This is a genomic window from Rhizobium sp. PL01, from assembly GCF_033447125.1.
Classification (GTDB): domain Bacteria; phylum Pseudomonadota; class Alphaproteobacteria; order Rhizobiales; family Rhizobiaceae; genus Pararhizobium.
In genome coordinates, this window is the sequence record NZ_JAWQUM010000006.1 from 175,632 (window position 1) to 199,095 (window position 23,464).

Consider the following 23,464-nt stretch of genomic DNA (forward strand, 5'->3'; position numbering starts at 1 on the left):
GGTTAACCCGTGAACTGATCTCCAATCGTTGGCGTCCAACTTTCGGAGATCAGGTCACTTGAGCTAACCGGGCCTTTGCTGTGACGACCTTGGGAGGAACCGTCAATCTTCGTTGGCAGCAAGCTGCGAGAGCACCTGGCCACGACCGCGAGCCCGCAAGATCAATGGTACGATCAGGGCGGCGGCCGCAATGACGAGCAGGACGGCGGCGACCGGTGACGTGAACAGCACCGTCACATCGCCCTGGCTGATTGCCAGTGCCCGGCGGAGCTGCTGTTCGGCCAGCGGTCCAAGGATCAAGCCGACGACAACAGGTGCGATCGGGTAGCCGAAGATACGCATGCCGTAGCCGAGAATACCGAAAGCCAGAAGCATGCCGAGCTCGAACACCGACGGATTGGCGCCGATGGTGCCAAGCGTCGCAAACAACAGGATGCCGGCGTAAAGCCAAGGCTTCGGGATCGTCAGAAGCTTCACCCAGAGGCCGACCAGCGGCAGGTTGAGCACCAGCAGCATGAAATTGGCGATCAACAGCGATGCAATCAGACCCCAGACGAGCTGCGGATTGGTTGCAAACAGCAGCGGACCAGGCTGCAGGCCGTACTGCTGGAAGCCGGCCAGCATAATCGCCGCAGTCGCGGTGGTTGGCAGGCCGAGCGTCAGCAGAGGCACAAGCGTACCAGCCGCCGAGGCGTTGTTGGCCGCTTCCGGTCCGGCAACACCTTCGATGGCGCCGTGGCCGAATTCTTCCGGATGCTTGGACAGCCGTTTTTCAGCAGCATAGGACAGGAACGTGCCGATTTCGGCACCACCGGCTGGCATCGCGCCGATCGGGAAGCCGATCAGCGTTCCGCGCAACCAGGCTTTCCACGAGCGAGCCCAGTCCTGACCGGTCATCCAGACGGAACCCTTGACCGCCTCGACCTTGTCGGGACCCTGATCACCCTGCGCGGCGATATAAAGCGATTCACCGATGGCAAACATGGCAACCGCCAGCGTCGTCACTTCGATCCCATCAAGAAGGTCGGGCACGCCGAAGCTCATGCGGGCCTGGCCGGTCAGCTGGTCGATGCCGATAATGGCAAGCGCAAAACCGATGAACAGCGATGTCAAACCACGCAGCGTCGAATCGCCGAAGGCGGAAGACACGGTGACGAAGGCGAGAACCATCAGAGCGAAATACTCGCGCGGACCAAAGACCAGCGCCAGCTTGACGACGAAAGGCGCGATAAAGGCGAGGCCGAGCGTCGCGATAAGGCCGGCGACGAAGGAACCGATCGCAGCCGTTGCCAGTGCTGGTCCGCCGCGCCCTTTCCGGGCCATCTTGTTGCCCTCGAGTGCGGTGACGATCGAGGCGCTTTCGCCGGGGGTGTTGAGAAGAATGGAGGTCGTCGAGCCGCCATACATGCCGCCGTAATAGATGCCAGCAAACATGATCAGCGAACCGCCCGGATCCAGCCGGTACGTCACGGGCAAAAGAAGCGCCACGGTCAGCGCCGGACCAATACCCGGCAACACACCGACGGCGGTACCAAGGGTCACGCCAATCAATGCGTAGAGGAGATTCATCGGCTGGGCAGCGACATACATGCCCTGCAACAGGAAATCGAATGTGGTCATGTCAGTGCCTTACCAAAACAGGTGTTCGAGCGGACCGGCAGGCAACGAGAGCTGCAGCAACCCGGCAAAAACCAGCCAGACGCCAAGACAGAGCACGACGCCGATCGGGATCGTGAACCACAACTTCCGCTTTCCGAACCCAGCTGCAGTCGCAGCAAACAGGAGGCCGGTGGCGATGGAGAAACCCAGTGGCTTCAGCGTCAGCATCTGTGCGGCGAGGCCGCCGATAATCCAGATTACCGGGCCGAATTCCTGACGCTCCCGTGCCGGAAACTCTCCGCGCACGGCCTCGAACACCGTCCAGGCAGCCAGGAGCAAGAGAACGCTGGCAATCACGAAGGGAATGGTCGCCGGGCCGATACCGGAATAGCTGGTGATCTTGGCAAGCCGCGACGTATCCCAGAAGATCAGGCCGGCGAGCGCTGCCAGAAAGACGGCGATGACAAGCGCCGCCCTATCAGGGCGGCGTGTCTGCGTCGAAGGGGTGTTACCCTTGCTCATTGAACCAGACCAATGTCCTTGAGGACAGTTTCGGTTGCCGATACGTCCTTGGCAAGCTGCGCCTTGAACGCGTCACCGGCGAGATACGTATCCGTCCAGCCCTTGGTCTTCAGTGTTTCCTGCCAGCTGGCCGACTTGGCGAGCTTTTCGATATCGGCAGAAACAGCGGCCTTCTGCTCATCAGTCAGGCCGGGAGCAGCAGCAATCATGCGCCAGTTCTCAACGACGACGTCGAGGCCACCTTCCTTGAGCGTCGGAGCATCGATACCAGCAATACGCTCGGCGCTCGACATGGCCAGCAGGCGAAGCGTGCCGGACTTGATCTGCGATTCGAATTCGCCGTAGCCGGAAATACCAGCCGTCACCTGGCTTCCGAGGATAGCTGCAAGAGCTTCGCCACCGCCGGAGAACGCGATGTAGTTGATCTTGGTCGGGTCAACGCCGGCTGCCTTGGCAATCAGGCCAACAGCGATATGGTCCGTACCGCCAGCCGAGCCGCCGCCCCAGGATACTGCGCCCGGATCTTTCTTCAGCGCTTCGACGAGATCACCCATCGACTTCAGCGGCGAATCCGCCGGAACGACGATCGCTTCATATTCGCCGGTCAGGCGCGCGATCGGGGTAACGTCGTTGAGCGATACCGGCGACTTGTTGGTGAGGATGGCGCCGACCATGACGTAACCGCCGACGATCAGGGCGTTTGCGTTGCCGGCCGACTGGCTGGCGAACTGTGCGAGGCCGATCGTGCCGCCGGCGCCAGGTACGTTCTGAACCTGAACGTTGCCGGAAATGCCTTCCTGCTGCATCACGGTCTGAATCGAGCGGGCCGTCTGGTCCCAGCCGCCGCCCGGATTGGCCGGTGCGATGATGGTGTAGTCAGCGGCAACTGCCGGCAGGGCAAGAGCGCCAGCGAGAATGGATGCCAGAAAAAACTGTTTCAAAGGGTAGTCCTCCGTCAGGCGCGCTCGTTCATATGGCGCGCACATTGTTCATCTTTGCGGACGGGGATGGCTCACGAGCGAATCAGCAGCGACGGCCTTTTAGGCTCGCCGTTACGCCGGGTCTGGTGAAACTCCTCCCATACGCCTCGATCATCCGCCTCCACGGATAATGAAGAACTGCAAGGCACCATATGAAGCTGTCATTTACCTGACATCGGGCGGAACCTTGCCGCGTTAATGTCCCTTAATTTTCGGTTTTCGTCTACTGGAGCCGTAAAACTTCATTCCAGCGGGCAATCAGCCGCGCCCGCTTGACTTGATCGAGATACACCATCAGGCCCGGGCTGACCGGAACCGGCTTTAACTGGCCACCGAGCATCTCGCGCATCGTGTTGGCGGTGTTCACCCCTGCCACATCCGGGCTGACGGCGGGGATTTGCAATTCGCGTGCCATGATCGTCTGGCCCTCCTTCGACATAAAGAATTCCAGGTACCGCCGGCCAAGATCCGGCGTTGCCGCCGCCTGCGGCACCAGACCGATGCGCGACATGACGACGGTGTAGTCCCGTGGCAGAACGATACCGACATCCGGATGCCGCGAGGCCCAATCGGCAGCATAGGAACCGAGAATGTTGTAACCGAGCACGAAGCGGCCGTCGGAGACGCGCTCAAGGATTGCCGAGCTGGTGGAATAAAGCTTGACCCCGGCAGCCCCCATGGCCTGGATCACCGACCAGATATCGCCGAACTGCTCCTGATCGCGGGCCATGAAGAGGAAGCCGACGCCGGAACGCTCGATATCGTAGGTGCCGATCTTGCCGAACACGGCGCTGCCCTGACGCTTCAGATAATCGACGAACTCCGCCCGCGTCGAAGGTGGTTTTTCCTTGGTGAAGCTCGGCTTGTGATAGACGAAAACCGCCGGCTCGAAGGTCAACGCATAGGCCGTGTTGCGCCAGTTGGCCCAAGCCGGCCAGCGGCCGCTCATTGGCATGTCGCTGCGCTGGGCGTAGCCATCATTGCTGAGCTTCACCTGCAGGTCCATCGCCGAGGAAAAGGCGAAATCCGCGGTCTTTAGACCGGCGTCGGTCTCCTTGACGATCCGGTCGTAGATCTCCCCGGTCAGCATGTCCTCATAGCGCACGGCCACGTCCGGATTGGCGGTCTGGAAGCCAATGATCATCGGCCGCGCCAGGGGTTCGTCGAGCGAGGAATAGACAATGACGGTCGGTGCCGCCGCATCGCCCGAACGCGCCGGAAACAGCGTTGGCTGGGCGGCGGCCGGCATCGAAAATCCACACAGAAGACAGAGTAGGGGGAGGAAACGCATAAAACGATATTGCCGCAGCCTCCGCCCGTTCACAAGCGCCAGCACGCCGGATACAGTGGCATCAGGGAGACAGCGGATTTGCGAATACTACTGGTCGAGGACAATACGGCGCTTTCGGAAGGACTTGTCGCGATCCTGCGCGGCAGCGGCTATGCCGTCGATGTGGTGCATGACGGCGCCTCGGCCGATGCCGTCACCGCCACAGAAACCTTCGATCTCGTCATTCTTGATCTCAACCTGCCGGAAATGGACGGCCTCGACGTGCTGCGCTCGATGCGGGCGCGGCAGAACAAGGCCGCGGTACTGATCCTGACGGCGCGCGGCACGCAAGAAGAAAAGATCAAGGGGCTTGATCTCGGCGCCGACGATTACATGATCAAGCCGTTCGACATCAGCGAATTCGAGGCGCGTGTCCGCGTCCTCCTGCGCCGTCAGGCGGGTTTGCGCTCATCACTCGTCAGCTACGGCAAAATCTCGTTCGACCTCAATTCGCGCACCTTTTCCGCCGATGGCATCACCGTCGATATTCCAGCGAGAGAACTCGGCCTGCTCGAAATCCTGTTCATGCGCGCCGGCAAGGTGGTCGCCAAGGAAGCGATCATCCAGTCCCTGACGGCCTTCGATGACGATCTCAGCGCCAATGCCATCGAGCAATATGTCAGCCGGTTGCGCAAGCGCTTAGCGCCGCACGGGCTGACAGTGCGTACCGCGCGCGGCATCGGCTACTATCTCGATAAGATGGCGGACGCCTGATGGCACGGCGTGCCTATTCCCTGCGCCGGGGATTGCTGGCCTGGCTGTTGATCTCGACCGTCGTCATCGGGGCGCTGGCGCTGATCGACACCTATCGTGAAGCGGTAAAAACGGCGAATATCGTCTCCGACCGGGTCCTTGCAGGCTCGGCGCTGGCCATTGCCGAACGTGTTGTGGTCGCCGAAGACGGTTCGCTTGAGGTCGACATCCCCTATGTGGCTTTGGAAATGCTGACCTCGGCAGCGCAGGACCGCGTTTTCTACCGGGTCGACGGCCCACCCGGCCAATTCATCACCGGCTACCAGAACCTGCCCTCGGTTGCCAATCTCAATGGCCAGTCGGCTGTCTATACCGATGCGCAGTTTCGTGGCGAACCGATCCGGGTCGCAGCCCTGGAGCGATCCGCATCGACCGGCATCAATTCGGTCCCTTTCGTCGTCACCGTTGCGGAAACGACGATTGCCCGGCGGCAATTGACGCAGGCGATCCTCTTGCGGTCGGCATTCCGGCTACTGATGATGATCCTTGGGGCGGCCGTCATTGTCTGGATCGCGGTGACCTTTTCATTGAGGCCGCTTTACCGGCTCGGCGATGCCATTGCCGAGCGCAGCCCCGACGATCTGCATCCGATCGATCAATCGGTGCCGAGCGAAGTCGAGGGGCTGGTCGAAACGGTCAATTCTTTCATGGTGCGGCTGCAATCGGCACTGGATGCGCTCAGACATTTTTCCGGCAATGCCAGCCATCAGCTGCGCACGCCGCTGGCGATCATTCGCACCCAGCTGGCCCTGTCGGCCCGCGCAACGACACTGGAGGAAGCACAGGCCGCGGCACGCAAGGGTGACGAGGCCGTCGCCCATGCCGAACGCATTCTGGCGCAACTGCTGTTGATGGCAAAGATCGACGCTGCCGGTTCGGCAGAGCCGAAACCGCTTGAGATCATCGACCTCGTTGCGCTGGCGCAGCAGATTACCGGCGACCGCGTACCCGGCGCCGGCGAGGCCGGTATTGATCTTGGCTTCGAGGGCGAAGGCAAAGCGCTGATCCGGGCGGAACCACTGTTGATCGGCGAGTTGCTGCGCAACCTGATCGAAAACGCTATTGCCTACGCCGGCAAGGGAGCAGAAGTCACCGTCCGGGTCGAAACGGAAACAAACGGAGTCCGACTCGACGTGGAAGACAACGGCCCGGGCATCCCGCCGGAGAACCGGCAGGTCGTGCGCCAGCGTTTTGCGCGCGGTGGACGCGGGCAAGCACCGGGGATGGGGTTAGGACTTCCGATCGTCGAAGAAATCGCCGGACTGTTTGGCGGACATCTTGCGCTGGGAGAAGGGCCGGAGGGCAAAGGGCTGAAAGCCTCTGTAACATTCCCGGCCGCGGTTTCTACCTAGCGGTTGCGACCTGTCATAAACGAGGTCGTTTCACGGGTCTGAACGAGAAGGATCGCGTTCCAGATCATCTGGACAAAACCGCGATCAGACGGGCTCGACAGCTTGCGCTGCGAAAACATGATAAGCTCCATAGGATTGTTGCGAGCCTCATGTAGCAGCTCGAAAGGTATTTCGCCAGAGGCAGAAAAGCAAATCTACCATGCGCGGCAAGCATGGCAGAAAATTACGGAATTTATCCATGCGAAATACGCAATATTATAAGTAAATCACGGCGATATACGGTTATGCTTATCTTCGATATTTTAAAGCACAATCAATGGCTTGTTTCTGATTTTCAAAACGACACCATCATCATTTTTCTTCGCGCAATTTTGAAGTCCCGAAAGAAGTATTTTCGCGTGCCGCCTGTGGACAGTAGCGTGCTTTTTCGCGCCTTTGGTCGAAATGGCTTTTGATTCTCCGCCATGCCATGCTGCACCAAAGCAGACGGGAGAGAACCATGACGGAACATTTCAGGGCACTTGTGATCGACGAGCGCGACGGCAAACCCGTGGCGGGCTTTCGCGATCTGACGCTTACCGATCTTCCGGATCATGATGTACTGGTCGAAGTGATGTTTTCGACGCTCAACTACAAGGATGGCCTTGCCGTTTCCGGCAAGGGCCGCATCGCCCGCCGCCTTCCGATGGTTGCCGGCGTCGATCTTTCCGGCATTGTCATCGATAGCCGCAATCCGGATTGGAAGCCGGGCGACAAGGTCGTCGTCAACGGCTGGGGCATGTCGGAAACCGAATGGGGCGGCTACACCCGGTTCCAGCGCCTGAAATCCGAATGGCTGACGCGGCTGCCCGACGCCTTCACGCTAGAAGAAAGCATGGCGATCGGCACCGCCGGATATACGGCGGCACTGGCGATCGAAGCGCTGGAGGCTTGGGGCAAGATCAAGACAGACAAGCGCGAAATCCTTGTCACCGGTGCCGCCGGCGGCGTCGGCTCGATGGCAATCGCGCTGCTTGCCAACCGCGGCTACAGAGTGACGGCATCGACGGGACGCCCGGAAACGCACGAATACCTGTCAGCGCTTGGGGCGAGAGGTTTTGTCGACCGGGCCGAACTGGCGGAAAAGGGCGGCGCGCTGCAAAAAGAGCGCTGGGCAGGTGCCATCGATTCCGTCGGCTCCACAACGCTTGCCAACGTTATGGCACAGACGGTCCAGAGCTGCGCTGTCGCCGCTTGCGGCTTGGCTGGCGGTGCAGACCTGCCGGCAACCGTGATGCCGCATATCCTGCGCGGAGTGGCACTGCTTGGCATCAATTCGGTCACAGCGCCGCATGCCGACCGCGACAGGGCTTGGACCATTCTGGCTGAAAGCCTTGATCGTCAGCGGCTGGCAGCAATGACAACGGTCGAGCCGCTGTCGAACCTTGCGCAACTGGCAGACGACATCGTCGCTGGAAAAATCCGCGGCCGCGTGGTCATCGACGTCGCGAAATAGGCTAATTCCATCCAGAGCTGGGTCCGCCGCCAATCAGGAGGGCATCATGACAAACCTGCCGGTACCCGCAGCGATCGCGGAAGCGCTTGGACGATATCCCGAGCCTGTCAGACTACAGTTGCTGGAGGTTCGGGATCTCGTCTTTGCTGTAGCAGCCGAAACCGAAGGCGTCGGCCCGCTGACTGAAACGCTCAAATGGGGCGAGCCGGCCTATCTGACCGAAACCAGCAAAAGCGGAACGACCATCCGGCTGGGCGTATCCAAGTCGGCACCTGATCAATGCGCAGTATTCGTCAACTGCCAGACCACGCTGATAGATACCTTCCGTACGCTTTTCGCCAATGATTTTACCTTTGAGGGCAACCGCGCGCTGATCATCCCCGCAACAGACGATTTTCCGCGGGAACCGCTGGCGCTCTGCCTGCGCGCGGCACTGACCTACCATCGGCAGAAGGCGGCGCAGAAAATTCGACTGGCATGACCGCTTTCGCCAACTACGTTGCAGTGCGCGATCATGCCGGTTGTCTCCCGCGAGCCCGGATACCGGGCCTTACTTCATCGTGTAGAGGTCGATGGTGAAATACTTGTCGTTGATGGTCTTATAGGTGCCGTCAGCACGAATGTCGGCAAGTGCCTTGTTGAGCTTTTCGCGCAGGTCGTTGTCGGCCTGGCGCACAGCGATGCCCACACCTTCACCGACGAATTTGGGATCGGTGATCGGGGTTCCGATCAGTTCGCAGCATTTGCCATCTTCGCTTTTGGTGACCCAATTGAGCATTGGCAGCATATCGCCAACCTGCATGTCGAGGCGGCCATTGGCCATATCCAGATTGGTTTCGTCCTGTGTGGGATAAAGCTTGATCTCGGCATCCGGATAGGTTGCCGCGATGAAGTCGGCCTGGGTGGTGCCGGATTGCGCGCCGATCACCTTGCCCTTCATCGCCTCGTTGGTGAATTCGGTGATGCCGGCCCCTTTCTTCGCCACGTGGGTCATGGCCGCGAGATAGTAGGGATCACTGAAGGATACTTCCTTTTTGCGCTCCGGCGTGATGAACATCGAGGCGATAATCATGTCGTATTTTTTGGCGATCAGCCCGGGAATGATCCCATCCCAATCCTGCGCCACGACTTCGCATTCGACCTGCATCTTGGCGCAGAGTGCAAGACCGATATCGACGTCAAAGCCGCCTATCTTGCCCGCGGTATCGATGAAGTTGAACGGCGGATAAGCGCCTTCCGTGCCGATCTTCAATTTCTCGGCGGCGTCTGCGGACGAAATGGAAAGGGCGGCAGCGCAGGCAAGCACCAGTGCAATGATCTGTTTTCTCATGCGTTAGTTCCCCTTGTTGTGCACCGTTTGCCGGTGCTTGACGGGAACTCTATGCCTGAAGCCGACATAAACGAAATAGATAGAGGCAATAGCCAGTATAAATTCGTTTGATCGCAATAAAGAGAAAAACCGTCAGAATGTCGGCGGCGTGTTGATCCACAAAAGCACCGTCTCGCCATCATGCCGGTTCGACCAGGCATGGCGTCGGCGGCTATCGAAATAGAGGGAATCACCGGGACTCAGATCGTGAAACTGCTCGGAATCCAGAATGAATTCCACCCGGCCGGAAAGCACATAGACGAACTCCTCGCCTTCATGCTTGTAGGCCCCTTCGCTTGAGGCCCCCGGTTCGAGCACGAAGCGATGGCAATCCATCTGGTTGCGGCCCTCGGCAAGCAACTGCACCGTAACCCCCGGCGTCGTGCGCGGCCATGCCCGCCATTCACCGGCCCGGACCAAGGCACGCACGTCCGGCTCGTCTTCCCCGGAAAGACTGGAGACCGTCGTTGCGAAATACTCGGCAAGATTATGCAGGACAGCGACCGAAACACCCTGCGAGGTTCGCTCCAGCGTCGAAAGAACCGATGCTGCGATACCGATATCGCCGGCCACTTGTTCCAGCGTCCTGCCGGCTGCATGACGCAGGCTCCTGAGCTTTCGCCCGACCTGCGACTGCGGCGCGGCGTCGCCGTAAGAAGGCTGGCCGGCATCGTCGACTTCGCCCGCCTCCAGTTCCAGCGCCTCGCGGATCGCTGCCGGATTGAGCCCGCGCTCGGCGCGAAACCACGAGATCCGCTTCAACTGTGCAACATCGCCTTCGCTATATTGGCGGTGACCCGTGACTGAGCGGTCCGGCACGACAAGACCTTGCGCTTCCCACAGACGTAAGGTCGATGCGGAAACACCGGCAAGCCGTGCGGCTTCCGCGACCTTATAGCGTATTTTCATGGCATCACTCATAAGCCGTCCTGTGACATCTTCAAGCCATCCATTGTCGCTGCTTCAGCCGTGCCGCGCAGCGTGTCCACGAGGACAACCGGCGCGGCGGTGAGAATCCACGCGAGAATGTGCCGCAGACAAGAAATCCATTCCCGGCGCTGCTTCTCAAATCACAAAATTTGATTTGCAAACCTACAGAAAAAATATAGGATTTCCGGAAAATCTGCAACCGAAAATGCTCCACGCAACATCAGGATGATACCCGTGACCAGTTTGACCGATCGCAAGAACGCAGCCATTTCCCGCGGTGTCGGCATGACCACGCAGATTTATGCGGATCGTGCCGAGAATTCCGAGATCTGGGACAAGGAAGGCAATCGTTATATCGATTTCGCCGCCGGTATCGCCGTCGTCAACACCGGCCACCGCCATCCGCGCGTCATCGAGGCCGTCAAGAAGCAGCTCGACCGCTTCACTCACACCTGCCATCAGGTCGTGCCTTATGAAAACTATGTCGAGCTTGCCGAACGGCTAAATGCCATTCTGCCGGGTGACTTCGCAAAGAAGACAATTTTCGTCACCACGGGCGCAGAAGCGGTCGAAAATGCCGTGAAGATCGCCCGCGCCGCGACCGGCCGCCAGGCAATCGTTGCCTTCGGCGGCAGCTTCCACGGCCGCACCTTCATGGGCATGGCACTGACCGGCAAGGTCGTGCCTTACAAGGTCGGTTTCGGCGCCATGCCGGCCGACGTCTTCCACGTGCCGTTCCCAGTCGAGCTGCAGGGCGTTTCCGCCGACCAGTCGCTGGCTGCTCTGAAGCGCCTATTTGCCGCCGACGTCGATCCGAACCGCGTTGCCGCCATCATCATCGAACCCGTGCAGGGCGAAGGCGGCTTCTATCCGGTACCGACCTCTTTCATCAAAGCGATCCGCGACATCTGCGACCAGCACGGCATCCTCTTGATCGCCGACGAAGTGCAGACCGGCTTTGCCCGTACCGGCAAGCTCTTTGCCATGGAACATCACGGCGTTGCCGCAGACCTCGTGACGATGGCCAAGGGTCTTGGCGGTGGCTTCCCGATCGCAGCCGTGACCGGTCGCGCCGAGATCATGGATGCTCCAGGCCCCGGGGGCCTCGGCGGCACTTATGCCGGCAACCCGATTGGCGTTGCCGCCGCCCATGCCGTTCTGGACATCATCGAAGACGAGAAGCTGTGCGAACGTGCTGAACAGCTGGGCGGCCGCTTGAAACAGCGCCTCGCCGCCATCGCCGAACAGGTACCTGAAATCGTCGATATCCGCGGCCCGGGCTTCATGAACGCGGTTGAGTTCAACGACGTGAAGACCAACCTGCCGAGCGCCGATTTCGCCAACAAGGTGCGTCTGATCGCACTAGAAAAGGGCCTGATCCTGCTCACTTGCGGCGTGCACGGCAACGTCATCCGCTTCCTCGCCCCGATCACGATCCAGGACAACGTCTTCGCCGAAGCGATGGACATTCTGGAAGCTTCGATCCTCGAAGCGCGCGCCTGATTTCAGGCGCCCGCATTCTGAAATAACCATCGGGCAGCAGCACTTTGTTGGCCGATGGACCCAGCCGCCCTAATCGGCTATCGGCATTGTCCCCGCGACGAAAATATGCCGCCTCGCGCCGCCTGCGCGCGACCGCCAGAAAGGATCTCCGATGATCTTTACCGAGACGCTGCTTGCCCATGTCAAGGATCCGCATCTGCTCGGGCTGGTGAATACGCCGGGCGCACCATCGGCAAAGACCTTCGACGTCCATAATCCGTCGAACGGCGCGCTGCTCGCTACCCTGCCGGATATGGGGGTCGTGGAAACCCGCACCGCGATCGACGATGCCTATGCGGCGCAATTTCCGTGGGCTGAACGTCCGGCCGGCGATCGCAGCACGATCCTGCGCCGCTGGCACGATCTGGTCATTGCCCATATCGACGATCTCGCTGCAATCCTGACTGCGGAAATGGGCAAGCCGCTTAACGAAGCCCGCTCCGAAGTGCAGCATGCGGCCGCTTACATCGAGTGGTATGCCGAGGAAGCAAAGCGCGTCTACGGCGAGACCATCCCGGCCCCTTCGACGGACCGTCGCATGATGGTGATCAAGCAGCCGGTCGGGGTCGTCGGCACGATCACCCCCTGGAACTTCCCGGCATCGATGGTGGCGCGAAAAATTGCGCCGGCTTTGGCAGTCGGCTGCACCATTATTCTGAAACCAGCTGAACAGACGCCGCTGGTGGCTTTGGCCATGCACGCGCTGGCCATTCGGGCAGGCTTTCCCAAGGGTGTCTTCAATCTCGTTCTGGCGTCAGAAGGCGACGCCATCGGCCGCGAGCTCTGCACCAATTCCAGAGTCCGGAAAATCAGCTTCACCGGCTCCACCGAAGTCGGCCGCATCCTGATGCGCCAATGCTCCGATCAGATCAAAAAGGTCAGCCTCGAACTCGGCGGTAGCGCGCCGTTCATCGTCTTTGACGATGCCGATATCGACGCCGCCGTCGATGGCGCCATCCAGGCAAAATTCCGTAATGCCGGCCAGACCTGTACCTCGGCCAACCGCATCTATGTCCAGAATCATGTTCACGACGAATTCGCCGCGAAACTGGCTGCAGAAGTGGCAAAACTCACGGTGGGAGACGGTTTTTCCCCCGGCGTGACCATAGGCCCGCTGATCGATAGCCGGGCAATCGAGAAGGTCGAAACCCACGTCAACGACGCGATCGAAAAGGGTGCGATGCTCCTTTGCGGCGGCAAGCGTGTGTCCAGCGCCTTCTTTGAGCCGACCGTGCTGTCGAATGTTAGCAAGGGTATGCTGGTCGCCTGTGACGAGACCTTCGGCCCGGTCGCCCCGATCATCCGCTTCGAGACGATGGAAGACGTGATCTTGCAGGCCAATGATACGATCTACGGCCTTGCCGCCTATTTCTACGCAACCGAACTGAAAAAGGTCTGGCGCGTCGCCGAAGCGCTGGAATACGGCATGATCGGCATCAACACCGGCCGCATGTCCTCCGAAGCCGCCCCCTTCGGCGGCCTCAAACAATCCGGCATCGGCCGCGAAGGCTCCCGCCACGGCGCCGAGGATTATCTGGAGATGAAATATCTCTGCATGGGGAATATCTGAGAAGACGAATTAGTGGCTGGGTTGCTGAAACGCATGCCCCATGACTTCAGCGATGGCATGCAATCTTTTATCCCGGGTCCAAATTAATGTGCCGGGCATGAGAGAAATCGATGCCAGAAGGTGAGCATCGACATAACCGATGCCACGCCCAAAAAGACCACGGCCCTCAATCAAGCGCAGCACTTCATCATCCATTGCAACGACGCTTTGCGGCATGTCACGCAGCTGCTCGATAAAGGTTGCGCGATTCTTCAAATTTCCAACTACCAGTTCGCCAACAACGAACGGATGAACCAGAATTTGCTCAGCAATTAAAAGCCTCGATAACTCCGGTTCGCCAAAGCGGACGTGGTTTATCCAAACAGACGTATCGGCAAGGATCACGCGGGATTACTCAATCGTAGACCGGCGGCGCGGCACGTCCTCAAGGTCTGGCTGAGAGCCCCCCAACAGCGCAAGCCGCCTCGCAGCTTCCCTTTGAACCAAAGCTTTCAAAGCCTCTCGCACAATCGCTGATTTTTCAGTCAGTCCCGTATAAGCTTCGGCCTTGGCCATCAATTCATCATCAAGAACGATCGTCGTGCGCATCACTTAACTCCCGATATGCGCATCAAATATATCATCGATTGATGCTCTTATCAATGCCTACGACTTCATCCCGATCTCTGCCAGCACCTCATGCGTATGCTCGCCAAGTCTCGGCGCACCGCGCTCAACGGCCAGTTCAGCATCGGAAAACTGAATGGGCGTACGTACGCCCGGCGCTGTTCCAGACGCCGATCCCGTATGGGGCGTATCGACCCGCATGCCACGGTGAATGATCTGCGGATCTGCGAACACATCGGCGACCGTGTTTATCGGCCCGCCCGGCACGCCGGCTGCTTCCAGCATTGCAAGCAGCGTATCCCGGTCGAAATTCACTGTCCGTGCCGTCAGTTCCGGCGTCAGCGTGTCACGGTGTTTCACCCGACCCGCATTGCTCAGATAACGGGGATCGGTCGCCAGAGTGTCGAGGCCAAGCAGTGTGCAGAACTTGACGAACTGGCGGTCATTACCGACGGCAACGATCAGATGGCCATCGGAGACCGGAAACACCTGATAAGGCGCGATATTCGGATGCGCATTGCCGAGGCGGCGCGGTGACTTGCCCGACACAAGGAAATTCAGCGCCTGATTGGCAAGTACCCCGGTCATGCTGTCGAACAAAGCCATATCAACCTGCTGGCCGACGCCGGTGCGTTCGCGCATGTGCAGCGCGGCCTGAATGGCGATAACGCCGTAAAGTCCGGTGAAAATATCGGCGAAGGCAACACCGATCTTCTGCGGCTCGCCTGCCGGATCGCCCGTCAGGTCCATGATGCCGCTCATACCCTGGATGATATAGTCGTAGCCGGCGCGATGGGCATAAGGCCCGTCCTGACCAAAGCCAGTAACCGAACAATAGATCAGCCGTGGATTGATCTTCCTCAGGCTCTCGTAATCGAGCCCGTATTTCGCCAACCCGCCAACCTTGAAGTTTTCCAGAAGCACGTCCGACTGCGCCGCCAGACGGCGCACTGCTTCCTGGCCTTCTTCGGTGGTGAAATCGAGAATGACGGAGCGTTTTCCCCGGTTGCAGGCGTGGAAATAGGCGGCGTCCAAATGGCCGCCGGTCTCGCTCTCGATAAACGGAGGACCCCAGGTGCGGGTATCGTCGCCCGCCGGACTTTCCACCTTGATCACATCGGCGCCAAGATCGGCCAAGGTCTGGCCGATCCATGGGCCTGCAAGGATGCGGGCGAGCTCGAGAACCTTCAGCCCCTTCAGCGGCGTTTCCATCCCGGCGCTCAGAAGAAGGCCTGCAGCCCGGTCTGGGCGCGGCCGAGGATCAGGGCGTGCACGTCATGGGTACCTTCATAAGTGTTGACCGTTTCCAGGTTCACCATATGACGCATCACCTGATAATCCTCGGAAATGCCATTGCCGCCATGCATGTCGCGGGCGGCGCGGGCGATATCCAGCGCCTTGCCGCAATTGTTGCGCTTGACGATCGATATCATCTCCGGCGCCATCCGGCCGGCATCCATCAACTGGCCGACACGCAGAGACGCCTGCAGTCCGAGCGTGATTTCCGTCTGCATGTCGGCGAGCTTCTTCTGGAAGAGCTGTGTCTGCGCCAGCGGTTTGCCGAACTGCTTGCGGTCGAGACCGTATTGCCGGGCCGCATGCCAGCAGAATTCCGCCGAGCCAAGCACGCCCCAGGAAATGCCGTAACGGGCGCGGTTAAGGCAACCGAACGGACCCTTCAGGCCCTCGACATTCGGCAGCAAAGCATCTTCGCCGACTTCGACATTGTCGAGCACGATTTCACCGGTGATCGAAGCGCGCAGCGACAGCTTGCCGCCAATCTTTGGTGCAGAAAGACCCTTCATGCCCTTTTCCAAGACGAAGCCGCGGATGGCATTGCCATGCGCTTCGGATTTCGCCCAGACGACGAAGACATCGGCGATCGGCGCGTTCGAAATCCACATCTTCGAGCCACTCAACCGGTAGCCGCCATCGGTCTTCACAGCGCGAGTCTTCATCCCACCCGGATCAGAGCCGGCATCCGGCTCGGTCAAGCCGAAGCAACCGATCCATTCACCGCTGATCAGCTTCGGCAGATATTTCTGGCGCTGTTCCTCCGAACCATAGGCATGGATCGGGTAGATGACGAGGGAGGACTGCACGCTCATCATAGAACGATAGCCGCTATCGACACGCTCGACTTCGCGGGCAACCAGACCATAGGCAACATAGGACGCGCCGACACCGCCATAGGTATCCGGCACGGTGACGCCGAGTAGGCCAAGCTCGCCCATTTCGCGGAAAATCGAAGGATCGGTGGTCTCGTTGCGGTAGGCATCGATAACACGCGGCTGCAGCTTATCCTGCGCATAGGCGCGGGCCGTATCGCGGATCATCCGCTCATCCTCGGAGAGCTGATCCTCCAGCAGAAATGCGTCGTCCCACTGAAATTCCTGTCTTGCAGCCATGTCGTCCTCCCGTCACTTTCCTTATTCTATCCGTTATGGCAAGCCGGGCAGAGCGACACAAACGAAAATGCGGCACTGCCTCATGCGCTGCGGGAATGGCAGAACGCGACGCGCTGCAGATACAGGACTGGAAAACGGCATGGCTCACCTCGACAGGACACGCGCGGCGCAACTGATGGAAGCCGCCGGGATCGATGTGCTGCTGCTGCTTTCGCCGGAGAGCTTTACCTATGCCACGGGTGCACCTGCCGGTGTTGCGACAATGTGGCGGCGCGCCGGTGCTGTAGCGGCCATCGTTCCCGCCGATGCGGCACTTCCAGAAGCAGCCGTCGTCACCGACCTGTTCCAAGCAGCCTTCCGCGCCTCCAGCGTCATTACCGATATCCGCATCAATCCGATCTGGGTCGAGACCGGCGATATCCGGGGCATGGAAGCACAGCCGCCAGAAGACCTGATAAAAGCCGCCTGGGCAAAACAGGGGCGTTCACACGACTTCCAGCGCCCTGAGACTTTTGACGCCAGCATGGGTTTCGGGTTGGCCGCAGCGCTTCTTGCCGAGAAGGGCCTGAGCGACGGCCGGATCGGCATCGAGTTCGATGGTCTTTCCGTTACCGATTTCCGGCTTTTGTCTATGGCGTTGCCGCAGGTCGAGCTCGTCGATGCCTCCGATCTCGTCCGTCGACTGAAAATGATAAAATCGCCCACCGAGATTGGATACCTGCGCACCGCCGTTGAACTGGCCGAAGCCGGAATCGTCACGTTGCGCGAAACCGTCGATATCGGCGTCAGCCGCGATGCACTCGCGGGGGCCTGGGAAAAAGGCGCACGCGCGGAAGCGGCGCGGCGTAACATCGACAACCTCACCGGGGTCTGGGAATACGTTTCCGTCGGACAGAATCCGTGGACCAAGGGCGGCGTGGTCGAGCGCGGCGATCTGATCAAGGTCGATGTCGGCTGTTTGATTGCCGGCTATACATCCGATACCGGCCGCACCTTCGTCTGCGGCACGCCATCTTCGCTGCAGGCAAGCCTGTTCGATGCTTTGCAGATTGCTTACGATGCAGGCCTACCCCTATTGAAGCCCGGAACTCCCATGAGCGAGGTGCACCGCGTCACCACCGAAGCGATGGCAAGGGCAGGTTTCCCCGGCTATACGCGCGGTCATTTCGGCCACGGGTTGGGCGCCGGCCTTGGCAGCGAGGAATGGCCGTTCCTGTCGGGTCAATCCGATGTGGTCATCGAGACGGGCATGGTGCTCGCGTTCGAAACACCATGGTATGTCGATGGCGTCGGCGGCATGATCATCGAGAACCAACTGCTGATCACGGCGGATGGCCACGAGATCATGAACCGGCTACCTTCCGGTCTCGTCTCCCTCTGATCGCGGGTTACCATGCCTGACAATCGCCTCGAACGTTTCGCCCATAATCTCGACTGGAACCTGTTGCGTACCTGCGTCGTCGTGGTCGAGGAAGGCAGCATCACAGCGGCGGCCAACCGGCTGCTGTTGCAGCAACCCGCCGTCAGCATGGCGCTCAAGCGGCTGGAGCAGACCGTCGGCCAGAAGCTGATCGACCGCCGCCCCGGCCGCTTCGATTTGACGGAAGCCGGTGAAAAGCTGCACCGCCAATGCCGCGATATCTTCGCAGCGGTCGTGCGTCTGCCGAATGCGCTGGAAACCGCAGGTGACGACGTCACCGGCCATGTCAGTATTCACTCGGTCAGCCATGCGCATAATCCAGCCTGGGACCGTAAGCTCGAAAGCTTCTTTCGCCTGCATCCGAAGGTAACGCTCAGCATCACAGTGGAAACCACTGTCAGCGTCATCAGCGCGGTCGAGCGCAATATCGCCACCATCGGCCTCTGCGACGGCAATATCCCAGACGCGTTGATCAAAGCTTTCCATATCCGAGAGCAATACGGGCTCTATTGCGGCCGGGGTCACCGGTTGTTCGGTGCGAAGAATGCTGCCCTCAATGACCTGCGCGGTGATCCCTATATCGCCTTCATCGCCGATGTTCTCGGTGGTCAGCACATGAATGCTATTACTGCCGTGCGCGCCATCGGCTCCTTCGGCCAGCAGGTGCGGGCAGTCTCCTGCAATGTTGAGGAAGTGCTGCGGCTGATATCAGCCAATATCGGCATCGGCATGGTACCGGATCATCTGGCGGCACCGGGCCTTGCAGCAGGTGACCTCTGGCAGTTGCCGCCCTATGATCTCTTACCGACCACCGATGTCTTCCGCATCTCCAATCCCAACGCTATCCTTAATCCAGCGGAAGACGCCTTTCTCCGCCATGTCACGGATACCAAACCGCTGGACCATAGTACAGAGCATCAATCTGGCTGATAGTCCGGTTCGAGGCTATAAATTGGAACATTCCGCAGGCGGCCTCTAGGGTCCGGTTAAGCGATGGCAGATCGCAAGACGGCAAAGGGCAGAACTGACATGCAGACATTCGACGTGGCGATCATTGGCGGCGGCATCGCCGGTCTGTCGCTCGCCTATTTCCTTACGCCACATCGCTCTGTCGTCGTGCTCGAACGGGAAACGGCGCTCGGCTACCACAGCACCGGCCGGTCCGCCGCCGAGTTTGTGCTGCGTTACAACACACCTGAAGTCTGCGCGCTTGCCGCCATCGCCAAGGAATTTTTCGACAGGCCGCCCGAAGGATTCTCGGATGTTCCTCTCCTGAAACAGCGCGGCGGCGTGATGATCGCCAACGCCGAGAAAGCTGACCGCCTGCAGGACGTTTTTCGCGCCGAATTGTCCTTTACGCCGGAACTCGAAACGCTGGACGAGGCGCAATTGCTGGCTCGCGTGCCGATCCTGAAACCGGGTTATACCGCGGCTGCCTTCTACGATCCCAATTTTTGGGACATCGAGGTCGAAAGCCTGCTGCAGGGCTATGTCAAAGGCGCCCGCCGCAATGGCGCTGATATCCGCGAGCGCCACGCTGTTCTGTCTGCCAACCATGATGGCCAAGCCTGGACAATCGAAACATCAACTGGTTCCGTCCGGGCCAGGACCGTGGTCAATGCCGCCGGCGGCTGGGCTGATCCAACGGCAGAAATTTTCGGCGTCAAACCGCTTGGTGTCGTCCCGCATCGCCGCACCGCCATCACAGTTGATCTTCCCGAAGGAATCGATATTTCCGATATGCCGGAGATCAACGAGATCGACGAGGATTTCTACATGAAGCCCGACGCGGGACGCCTGTTTGCCAGCCCGGCGGATGCCACGCCCTGCGAACCCGGCGACGTCCAGCCGGAAGAACTCGATGTCGCCTGGGCGGCGCATTATGTCGAGGAGGCAACCACAATCCCGGTCCGCCGCGTTGCCAAGAGCTGGGCAGGCATGCGCAGCTTCTCGCCCGACAAGCTGCCCGTTATCGGCACAGCACCCGGCCATCCGGACTTCTTCTGGCTTGCCGGACAGGGCGGCTTCGGCATCCTGACCTCGCCGGCACTTGGCGCTTTAGCAGCAAGCCTATTAACCGGCCAACCTCAGCCGGAAGGGTTTGGTGCGCAGGTGTTCGATCCAAGACCGTTCAGCCCGCTTCGGTTCGCGGTTTGATATCACCCGCTACGGACAGTCCGCTGCTCCCTCGAGATATCGACCGGTGTCTTTCGTCCGAAATCGGCGGCACGGGCCATGTCCGACCGGAATCGCGCCATTTCCTCATGTCTGCGCGCCTCATCCTGGATGCGCAGGAGATAAGCGGGGTGCACGGTGACAAGCAGCGACTGTCCGCCGCCGAGTTGCAGCATCTGACCGCGCAGGTCGGCCAGCCGCTGCCGGCTGTCAGTGAGTGCCATCAGTGCCGTTGATCCCATCGCCACCACCAGCTTCGGCTTGATCAGCGCCAGCTCCCGCGTCAGCCACCATTTGCAGTGCTGTACCTCACCGATGTTCGGCTTTTGATGGATGCGCCGCTTGCCGCGCGGCTCGTACTTGAAATGCTTGACGGCATTGGTGACATACGTGCTCTGGCGTTCCAGCCCGGCTTCCTGAGAGACCGCGTTAAACACCGCACCCGCTGGGCCAACAAAGGGCCTGCCGGCAAGATCTTCCTGATCGCCCGGCTGTTCGCCGACGATCATGATGCTGGCGTCCTGAGGTCCCTCGCCGAAGACAGTTTGGGTTGCGCTGCAATGAAGGGCGCAGCGGGTACAGTGCCGGGCCTCCTCGCGAAGCTCCTCAAGTGTTCCGGCCGGCGGCCGGGCAATCTCCGGTTCAGCCTGGGCGGCGGCCTGCAATCGCTGGTGAAACAGCGGCGCTTCGCTGGCGGCTCGTTCGGCCATGGCCACCACGCTTGCTTCCGCACCGGCAATCAGACCTGGAATGAGCGCTGCCTCCGGCAGGTTTTTCCAGTATTTCTTCGGCATCTCCGTCATCATCATCTTCACCTTCAGCCGGGCCGGATTGAAGATGTTGGAAAAATAGGTGCGCCAGAGCGCGTCCGTGGCGTCGGTCAGCATCGGATTTTCTGCCGGCTCCGCTGAAACCGTCAAAGCGCCGCCGTCCCATGCTGCCGTTCCCTTGGGGGTGGCGATGATCCAGTCCATGTCGGTAAAACGGCGCTGGAAAAACGGCGCCGTGCGCGCAACGATATGATGGTCAGGCTCGAACCAGGCCAAAAAACGCCGGCGCGCATGCCCCCGCTCAGTATCGATCTCCTTGAACCGAACGAAGGCCGTCATCTTGTGACAGTCGCGCCGCACGGATTTTTCCATCGCGTGCAGCTGAGCCACATCCGCATCAGAAAGCACCTCCAACAACGTGCGTTCCGCCTGCAGCCGGAAGAGGACCCGATAGAGAAGCTGGAAACGCGCGGGATCTCTATGACAGATCACAGCTTGCGCCAATGACAGGAAAACCTTCGGCACCGCGAACGTTGGCGCTGCCCCAGCACCGGCAATAGGTCCTTCCAGCGCTTCAACGGCAGGTTCGAACAGATCGCCCGCCGATTCGTTTCTGCAACGCCAATCGACCGTCTGCGGCGTCGTGTGGGCAAGCAGCAGAGACCGGGCAGCTTCCCGCCACTCGGTCAAATCCCCCCGGCCCTCCAGCACCACCGTCACCATCACAACAGCGCCAGCTGCTGCGGTTTTGGCTCGAACATGGCCCGCAGATCAGAGCGATCGATCAGCCGATGCGGCGTCCAGCCCTCGGTCAAAACGAACGATTGGACTTTCTTGATCGAAACGTGCAGCCGTGCCAGGTCCTCCAGTCGCAAACGGCGGTGGCGGCGCGCTGAGAGGATGCCGTTGACCGCCTTGGTTCCCAGCCCCGGCACACGCAACAGCATCTCACGTTCCGCCGTGTTGATATTCACCGGAAAGCGATGACGGTTGACCAGTGCCCAGGCAAGTTTCGGATCAAGCTTCAGGTCCAGCATGCCATCCGGCTGGTTCTCGGTAATTTCCTCGATGCCAAAACCGTAGAAGCGATAAAGCCAGTCGGCTTGATACAGCCGGTGCTCGCGCATCAAGGGCGGCTTGATCAAGGGCAGGTTCTTCGACGCATCAGGAATGGGGCTGAACGCGGAGTAATACACCCGGCGCAGGCCGTAGCTGCCATAGAGCCGGGCGCTGGTGCCGAGGATGACCTTGTCATTGGCTTGATCGGCGCCGACGATCATCTGCGTGCTTTGGCCGGCCGGTACGAAACGCTTGCGCCGCTTGGTCTGCAGCGTCGGATCATTGGCGGCCTCGATCTTCAGCCTGAGCTCGCCCATCGACTTGCGAATATTGGCCGGCCGCTTTTCCGGCGCCAGCCGGATCAATCCTGTATCGGTCGGCAGCTCGATATTGATCGATAGACGATCGGCATAAAGCCCGGCCTGCTCGATCAACAGCGGCGAGGCCTCCGGAATGGATTTCAGATGGATATAGCCACCGAAATTGTGGGTGACGCGTAATTCCCGTGCAATGCGGACCATTTCCTCCATCGTGTAGTCCGACGAGCGGATAATTCCGGATGAGAGGAACAGACCCTCGATATAATTGCGCCGGTAGAATTCCAGCGTCAGCCAGACAACCTCCTCGACGCTGAACCGCGCCCGCTCGACATTGCTGGAGGACCGGTTGATGCAATAAGCGCAGTCGTAGATGCAGAAATTCGTCATGAGGATTTTCAGCAGCGAAATGCAGCGGCCATCTGGCGCATAGGCGTGGCAAATGCCGGATCCTTCCGTCGAACCCAATCCACCGGACTTCGACGAATCCCTCTTCACCGTTCCGCTCGATGCACAGGAAGCATCGTATTTGGCAGCATCGGAAAGGATGGCCAATCGTTCGTTCAGCGATTTCTTCATAACTGTTCATGATATGTTCTTATGCGTTTTCAGTCAATGTGCGAAAAACGCGACATGTCGGAACGATTGCCTGAGGCGCCCGTTGTAAGCGCGAACCCTCCCAAAGCTTTCAAAAGGAGATGCGCGATGCCGTTCATCGACAAATCGAAAATCCTCATCCTTGCCACCCATGGCTACGAGCGCTCGGAACTGCGCGTGCCATTGGACGAGCTGAAAAAGCGCGGTGCCGACGTCAAGATCGCCGCGATCGACAAGGATCCGATAAAGAGCTGGGACAAGAAGGACTGGGGCGACACAGTGAACGTCGATCTTCTCGCCAAGGATGTCAAAATCGATGATTTCGACGCGCTGGTCCTGCCGGGCGGTCAAATGAACCCGGATATCCTGCGCCAGGACGAACAGGCCATGCGTGTTGTCAAAGAATTCGTCGCCTCCGGCAAGATTGTCGCAGCGATCTGCCATGCGCCGTGGTTGCTAATCGAAGCTGATGCCGTTCGCGGCTTGAAAGTGACCTCCTATGTCTCGATCAAGACCGACATGAAGAACGCCGGTGCCATCTGGTCGGACGAGCCCGTCGTCGCCGACAAGGGTATCGTAACCTCCCGTAATCCGGGCGATCTCGACGCTTTTGTCAAAAAGACCGTCGAGGAAATCGAGGAAGGCCGCCACGAGCGCCGCGCCGCCTGAC

Annotated in this window: 24 protein-coding genes; 11 read left to right on the plus strand and 13 right to left on the minus strand. The window is 59.8% G+C overall.

Annotated features, from left to right (window positions below; genetic code table 11):
* Positions 1–102: 102 nt before the first annotated feature.
* The 4 genes from R6X40_RS16175 to R6X40_RS16190 all read right to left on the minus strand — a co-directional run bounded on the left by R6X40_RS16175 (position 103) and on the right by R6X40_RS16190 (position 4,392).
* On the minus strand, positions 103–1,620 hold the full coding sequence (locus tag R6X40_RS16175) for a tripartite tricarboxylate transporter permease (protein ID WP_318414816.1): 1,518 nt from the start codon (positions 1,618–1,620) through the stop codon (positions 103–105).
* A 9-nt stretch (positions 1,621–1,629) separates the two neighbouring features.
* Entirely contained in the window at positions 1,630–2,121 is a 492-nt protein-coding gene (locus R6X40_RS16180) for a tripartite tricarboxylate transporter TctB family protein (RefSeq protein WP_318414817.1), read from the minus strand.
* Positions 2,118–3,062 carry a tripartite tricarboxylate transporter substrate binding protein gene (locus R6X40_RS16185; protein WP_318414818.1) on the minus strand — a complete coding sequence of 315 codons (945 nt, stop codon included), beginning with the start codon at positions 3,060–3,062 and terminating at the stop codon, positions 2,118–2,120. The genes R6X40_RS16180 and R6X40_RS16185 overlap by 4 nt, the downstream gene beginning before the upstream one ends.
* Before the next feature lie 262 nt (positions 3,063–3,324).
* Positions 3,325–4,392 (minus strand): ABC transporter substrate-binding protein, encoded by a 1,068-nt coding sequence (locus tag R6X40_RS16190; RefSeq protein WP_318414819.1) that lies wholly within the window; start codon positions 4,390–4,392, stop codon positions 3,325–3,327.
* Positions 4,393–4,470: 78 nt separating this feature from the next.
* On the opposite strand from R6X40_RS16190, the gene R6X40_RS16195 reads away from it, so the two are divergent.
* Complete coding sequence (locus tag R6X40_RS16195) at positions 4,471–5,145, plus strand: response regulator transcription factor (RefSeq protein WP_318414820.1); 675 nt, start codon at positions 4,471–4,473, stop codon at positions 5,143–5,145.
* The gene (locus R6X40_RS16200; RefSeq protein WP_318414821.1) at positions 5,145–6,536 is read left to right on the plus strand and encodes a sensor histidine kinase; all 1,392 of its coding nucleotides are present in this window, start codon (positions 5,145–5,147) and stop codon (positions 6,534–6,536) included. Before R6X40_RS16195 ends, R6X40_RS16200 begins: the two co-directional genes overlap by 1 nt.
* On the opposite strand, the gene R6X40_RS16205 is transcribed toward R6X40_RS16200, so the two are convergent.
* A complete protein-coding gene (locus R6X40_RS16205) occupies positions 6,533–6,655 on the minus strand; it encodes a hypothetical protein (protein WP_318414822.1) in 123 nt (40 codons plus the stop codon). The two genes, R6X40_RS16200 and R6X40_RS16205, sit on opposite strands and share 4 nt — an antisense overlap.
* 165 nt (positions 6,656–6,820) lie before the next feature.
* Between R6X40_RS16205 and R6X40_RS16210 the strand changes: the two genes are divergently transcribed.
* From R6X40_RS16210 to R6X40_RS16220, 3 genes are read left to right on the plus strand one after another with little or no spacing between them, the layout of a single operon-like run.
* Positions 6,821–6,991 carry a hypothetical protein gene (locus R6X40_RS16210; protein ID WP_318414823.1) on the plus strand — a complete coding sequence of 57 codons (171 nt, stop codon included), beginning with the start codon at positions 6,821–6,823 and terminating at the stop codon, positions 6,989–6,991.
* A gap of 44 nt (positions 6,992–7,035) precedes the next feature.
* Positions 7,036–8,031 carry an MDR family oxidoreductase gene (locus R6X40_RS16215; protein WP_318414824.1) on the plus strand — a complete coding sequence of 332 codons (996 nt, stop codon included), beginning with the start codon at positions 7,036–7,038 and terminating at the stop codon, positions 8,029–8,031.
* Positions 8,032–8,077: 46 nt separating this feature from the next.
* Positions 8,078–8,512, plus strand: coding sequence for a DUF1801 domain-containing protein (locus tag R6X40_RS16220; protein ID WP_318414825.1), 435 nt, complete (start codon positions 8,078–8,080; stop codon positions 8,510–8,512).
* 69 nt (positions 8,513–8,581) lie between these two features.
* Here the strand turns inward: R6X40_RS16220 and R6X40_RS16225 are convergent, their stop codons facing one another.
* A complete protein-coding gene (locus R6X40_RS16225) occupies positions 8,582–9,361 on the minus strand; it encodes an ABC transporter substrate-binding protein (protein WP_318414826.1) in 780 nt (259 codons plus the stop codon).
* A gap of 132 nt (positions 9,362–9,493) precedes the next feature.
* The gene (locus R6X40_RS16230) at positions 9,494–10,321 is read right to left on the minus strand and encodes a cupin domain-containing protein (protein WP_318414827.1); all 828 of its coding nucleotides are present in this window, start codon (positions 10,319–10,321) and stop codon (positions 9,494–9,496) included.
* A gap of 243 nt (positions 10,322–10,564) precedes the next feature.
* Here R6X40_RS16230 and R6X40_RS16235 point away from each other — a divergent pair, with 243 nt between their 5' ends.
* Both R6X40_RS16235 and R6X40_RS16240 read left to right on the plus strand, forming a co-directional pair.
* Positions 10,565–11,833 carry a 4-aminobutyrate--2-oxoglutarate transaminase gene (locus tag R6X40_RS16235; RefSeq protein ID WP_318414828.1) on the plus strand — a complete coding sequence of 423 codons (1,269 nt, stop codon included), beginning with the start codon at positions 10,565–10,567 and terminating at the stop codon, positions 11,831–11,833.
* A gap of 151 nt (positions 11,834–11,984) precedes the next feature.
* The gene (locus tag R6X40_RS16240) at positions 11,985–13,442 is read left to right on the plus strand and encodes an NAD-dependent succinate-semialdehyde dehydrogenase (RefSeq protein ID WP_318414829.1); all 1,458 of its coding nucleotides are present in this window, start codon (positions 11,985–11,987) and stop codon (positions 13,440–13,442) included.
* 9 nt (positions 13,443–13,451) lie between these two features.
* On the opposite strand, the gene R6X40_RS16245 is transcribed toward R6X40_RS16240, so the two are convergent.
* The 4 genes from R6X40_RS16245 to R6X40_RS16260 are packed head-to-tail and all read right to left on the minus strand — an operon-like array spanning position 13,452 to position 16,456.
* Complete coding sequence (locus R6X40_RS16245; protein WP_318414830.1) at positions 13,452–13,826, minus strand: type II toxin-antitoxin system VapC family toxin; 375 nt, start codon at positions 13,824–13,826, stop codon at positions 13,452–13,454.
* A gap of 6 nt (positions 13,827–13,832) precedes the next feature.
* Entirely contained in the window at positions 13,833–14,030 is a 198-nt protein-coding gene (locus R6X40_RS16250) for a type II toxin-antitoxin system VapB family antitoxin (protein ID WP_318414831.1), read from the minus strand.
* Positions 14,031–14,087: 57 nt separating this feature from the next.
* Positions 14,088–15,260, minus strand: coding sequence for a CaiB/BaiF CoA-transferase family protein (locus R6X40_RS16255; RefSeq protein WP_318414832.1), 1,173 nt, complete (start codon positions 15,258–15,260; stop codon positions 14,088–14,090).
* Between the two features lie 8 nt (positions 15,261–15,268).
* Complete coding sequence (locus tag R6X40_RS16260; protein WP_318414833.1) at positions 15,269–16,456, minus strand: acyl-CoA dehydrogenase; 1,188 nt, start codon at positions 16,454–16,456, stop codon at positions 15,269–15,271.
* A 139-nt stretch (positions 16,457–16,595) separates the two neighbouring features.
* Between R6X40_RS16260 and R6X40_RS16265 the strand changes: the two genes are divergently transcribed.
* The 3 genes from R6X40_RS16265 to R6X40_RS16275 all read left to right on the plus strand — a co-directional run bounded on the left by R6X40_RS16265 (position 16,596) and on the right by R6X40_RS16275 (position 20,033).
* On the plus strand, positions 16,596–17,837 hold the full coding sequence (locus R6X40_RS16265) for a Xaa-Pro peptidase family protein (protein ID WP_318414834.1): 1,242 nt from the start codon (positions 16,596–16,598) through the stop codon (positions 17,835–17,837).
* A 12-nt stretch (positions 17,838–17,849) separates the two neighbouring features.
* Complete coding sequence (locus R6X40_RS16270; RefSeq protein WP_318414835.1) at positions 17,850–18,806, plus strand: LysR family transcriptional regulator; 957 nt, start codon at positions 17,850–17,852, stop codon at positions 18,804–18,806.
* Positions 18,807–18,905: 99 nt separating this feature from the next.
* Positions 18,906–20,033, plus strand: a complete 1,128-nt coding sequence (locus tag R6X40_RS16275; RefSeq protein WP_318414836.1) for an FAD-binding oxidoreductase — start codon at positions 18,906–18,908, stop codon at positions 20,031–20,033.
* 2 nt (positions 20,034–20,035) lie between these two features.
* On the opposite strand, the gene R6X40_RS16280 is transcribed toward R6X40_RS16275, so the two are convergent.
* Together R6X40_RS16280 and R6X40_RS16285 are read right to left on the minus strand one after the other, a co-directional pair.
* Entirely contained in the window at positions 20,036–21,544 is a 1,509-nt protein-coding gene (locus R6X40_RS16280) for a UdgX family uracil-DNA binding protein (protein ID WP_318414837.1), read from the minus strand.
* On the minus strand, positions 21,544–22,776 hold the full coding sequence (locus tag R6X40_RS16285) for a putative DNA modification/repair radical SAM protein (protein ID WP_318414838.1): 1,233 nt from the start codon (positions 22,774–22,776) through the stop codon (positions 21,544–21,546). Before R6X40_RS16285 ends, R6X40_RS16280 begins: the two co-directional genes overlap by 1 nt.
* Positions 22,777–22,902: 126 nt before the next feature.
* Here R6X40_RS16285 and R6X40_RS16290 point away from each other — a divergent pair, with 126 nt between their 5' ends.
* Positions 22,903–23,463: a type 1 glutamine amidotransferase domain-containing protein gene (locus R6X40_RS16290; RefSeq protein WP_318414839.1), complete on the plus strand. Its 561-nt coding sequence runs from the start codon at positions 22,903–22,905 to the stop codon at positions 23,461–23,463.
* Position 23,464: the final 1 nt, after the last annotated feature.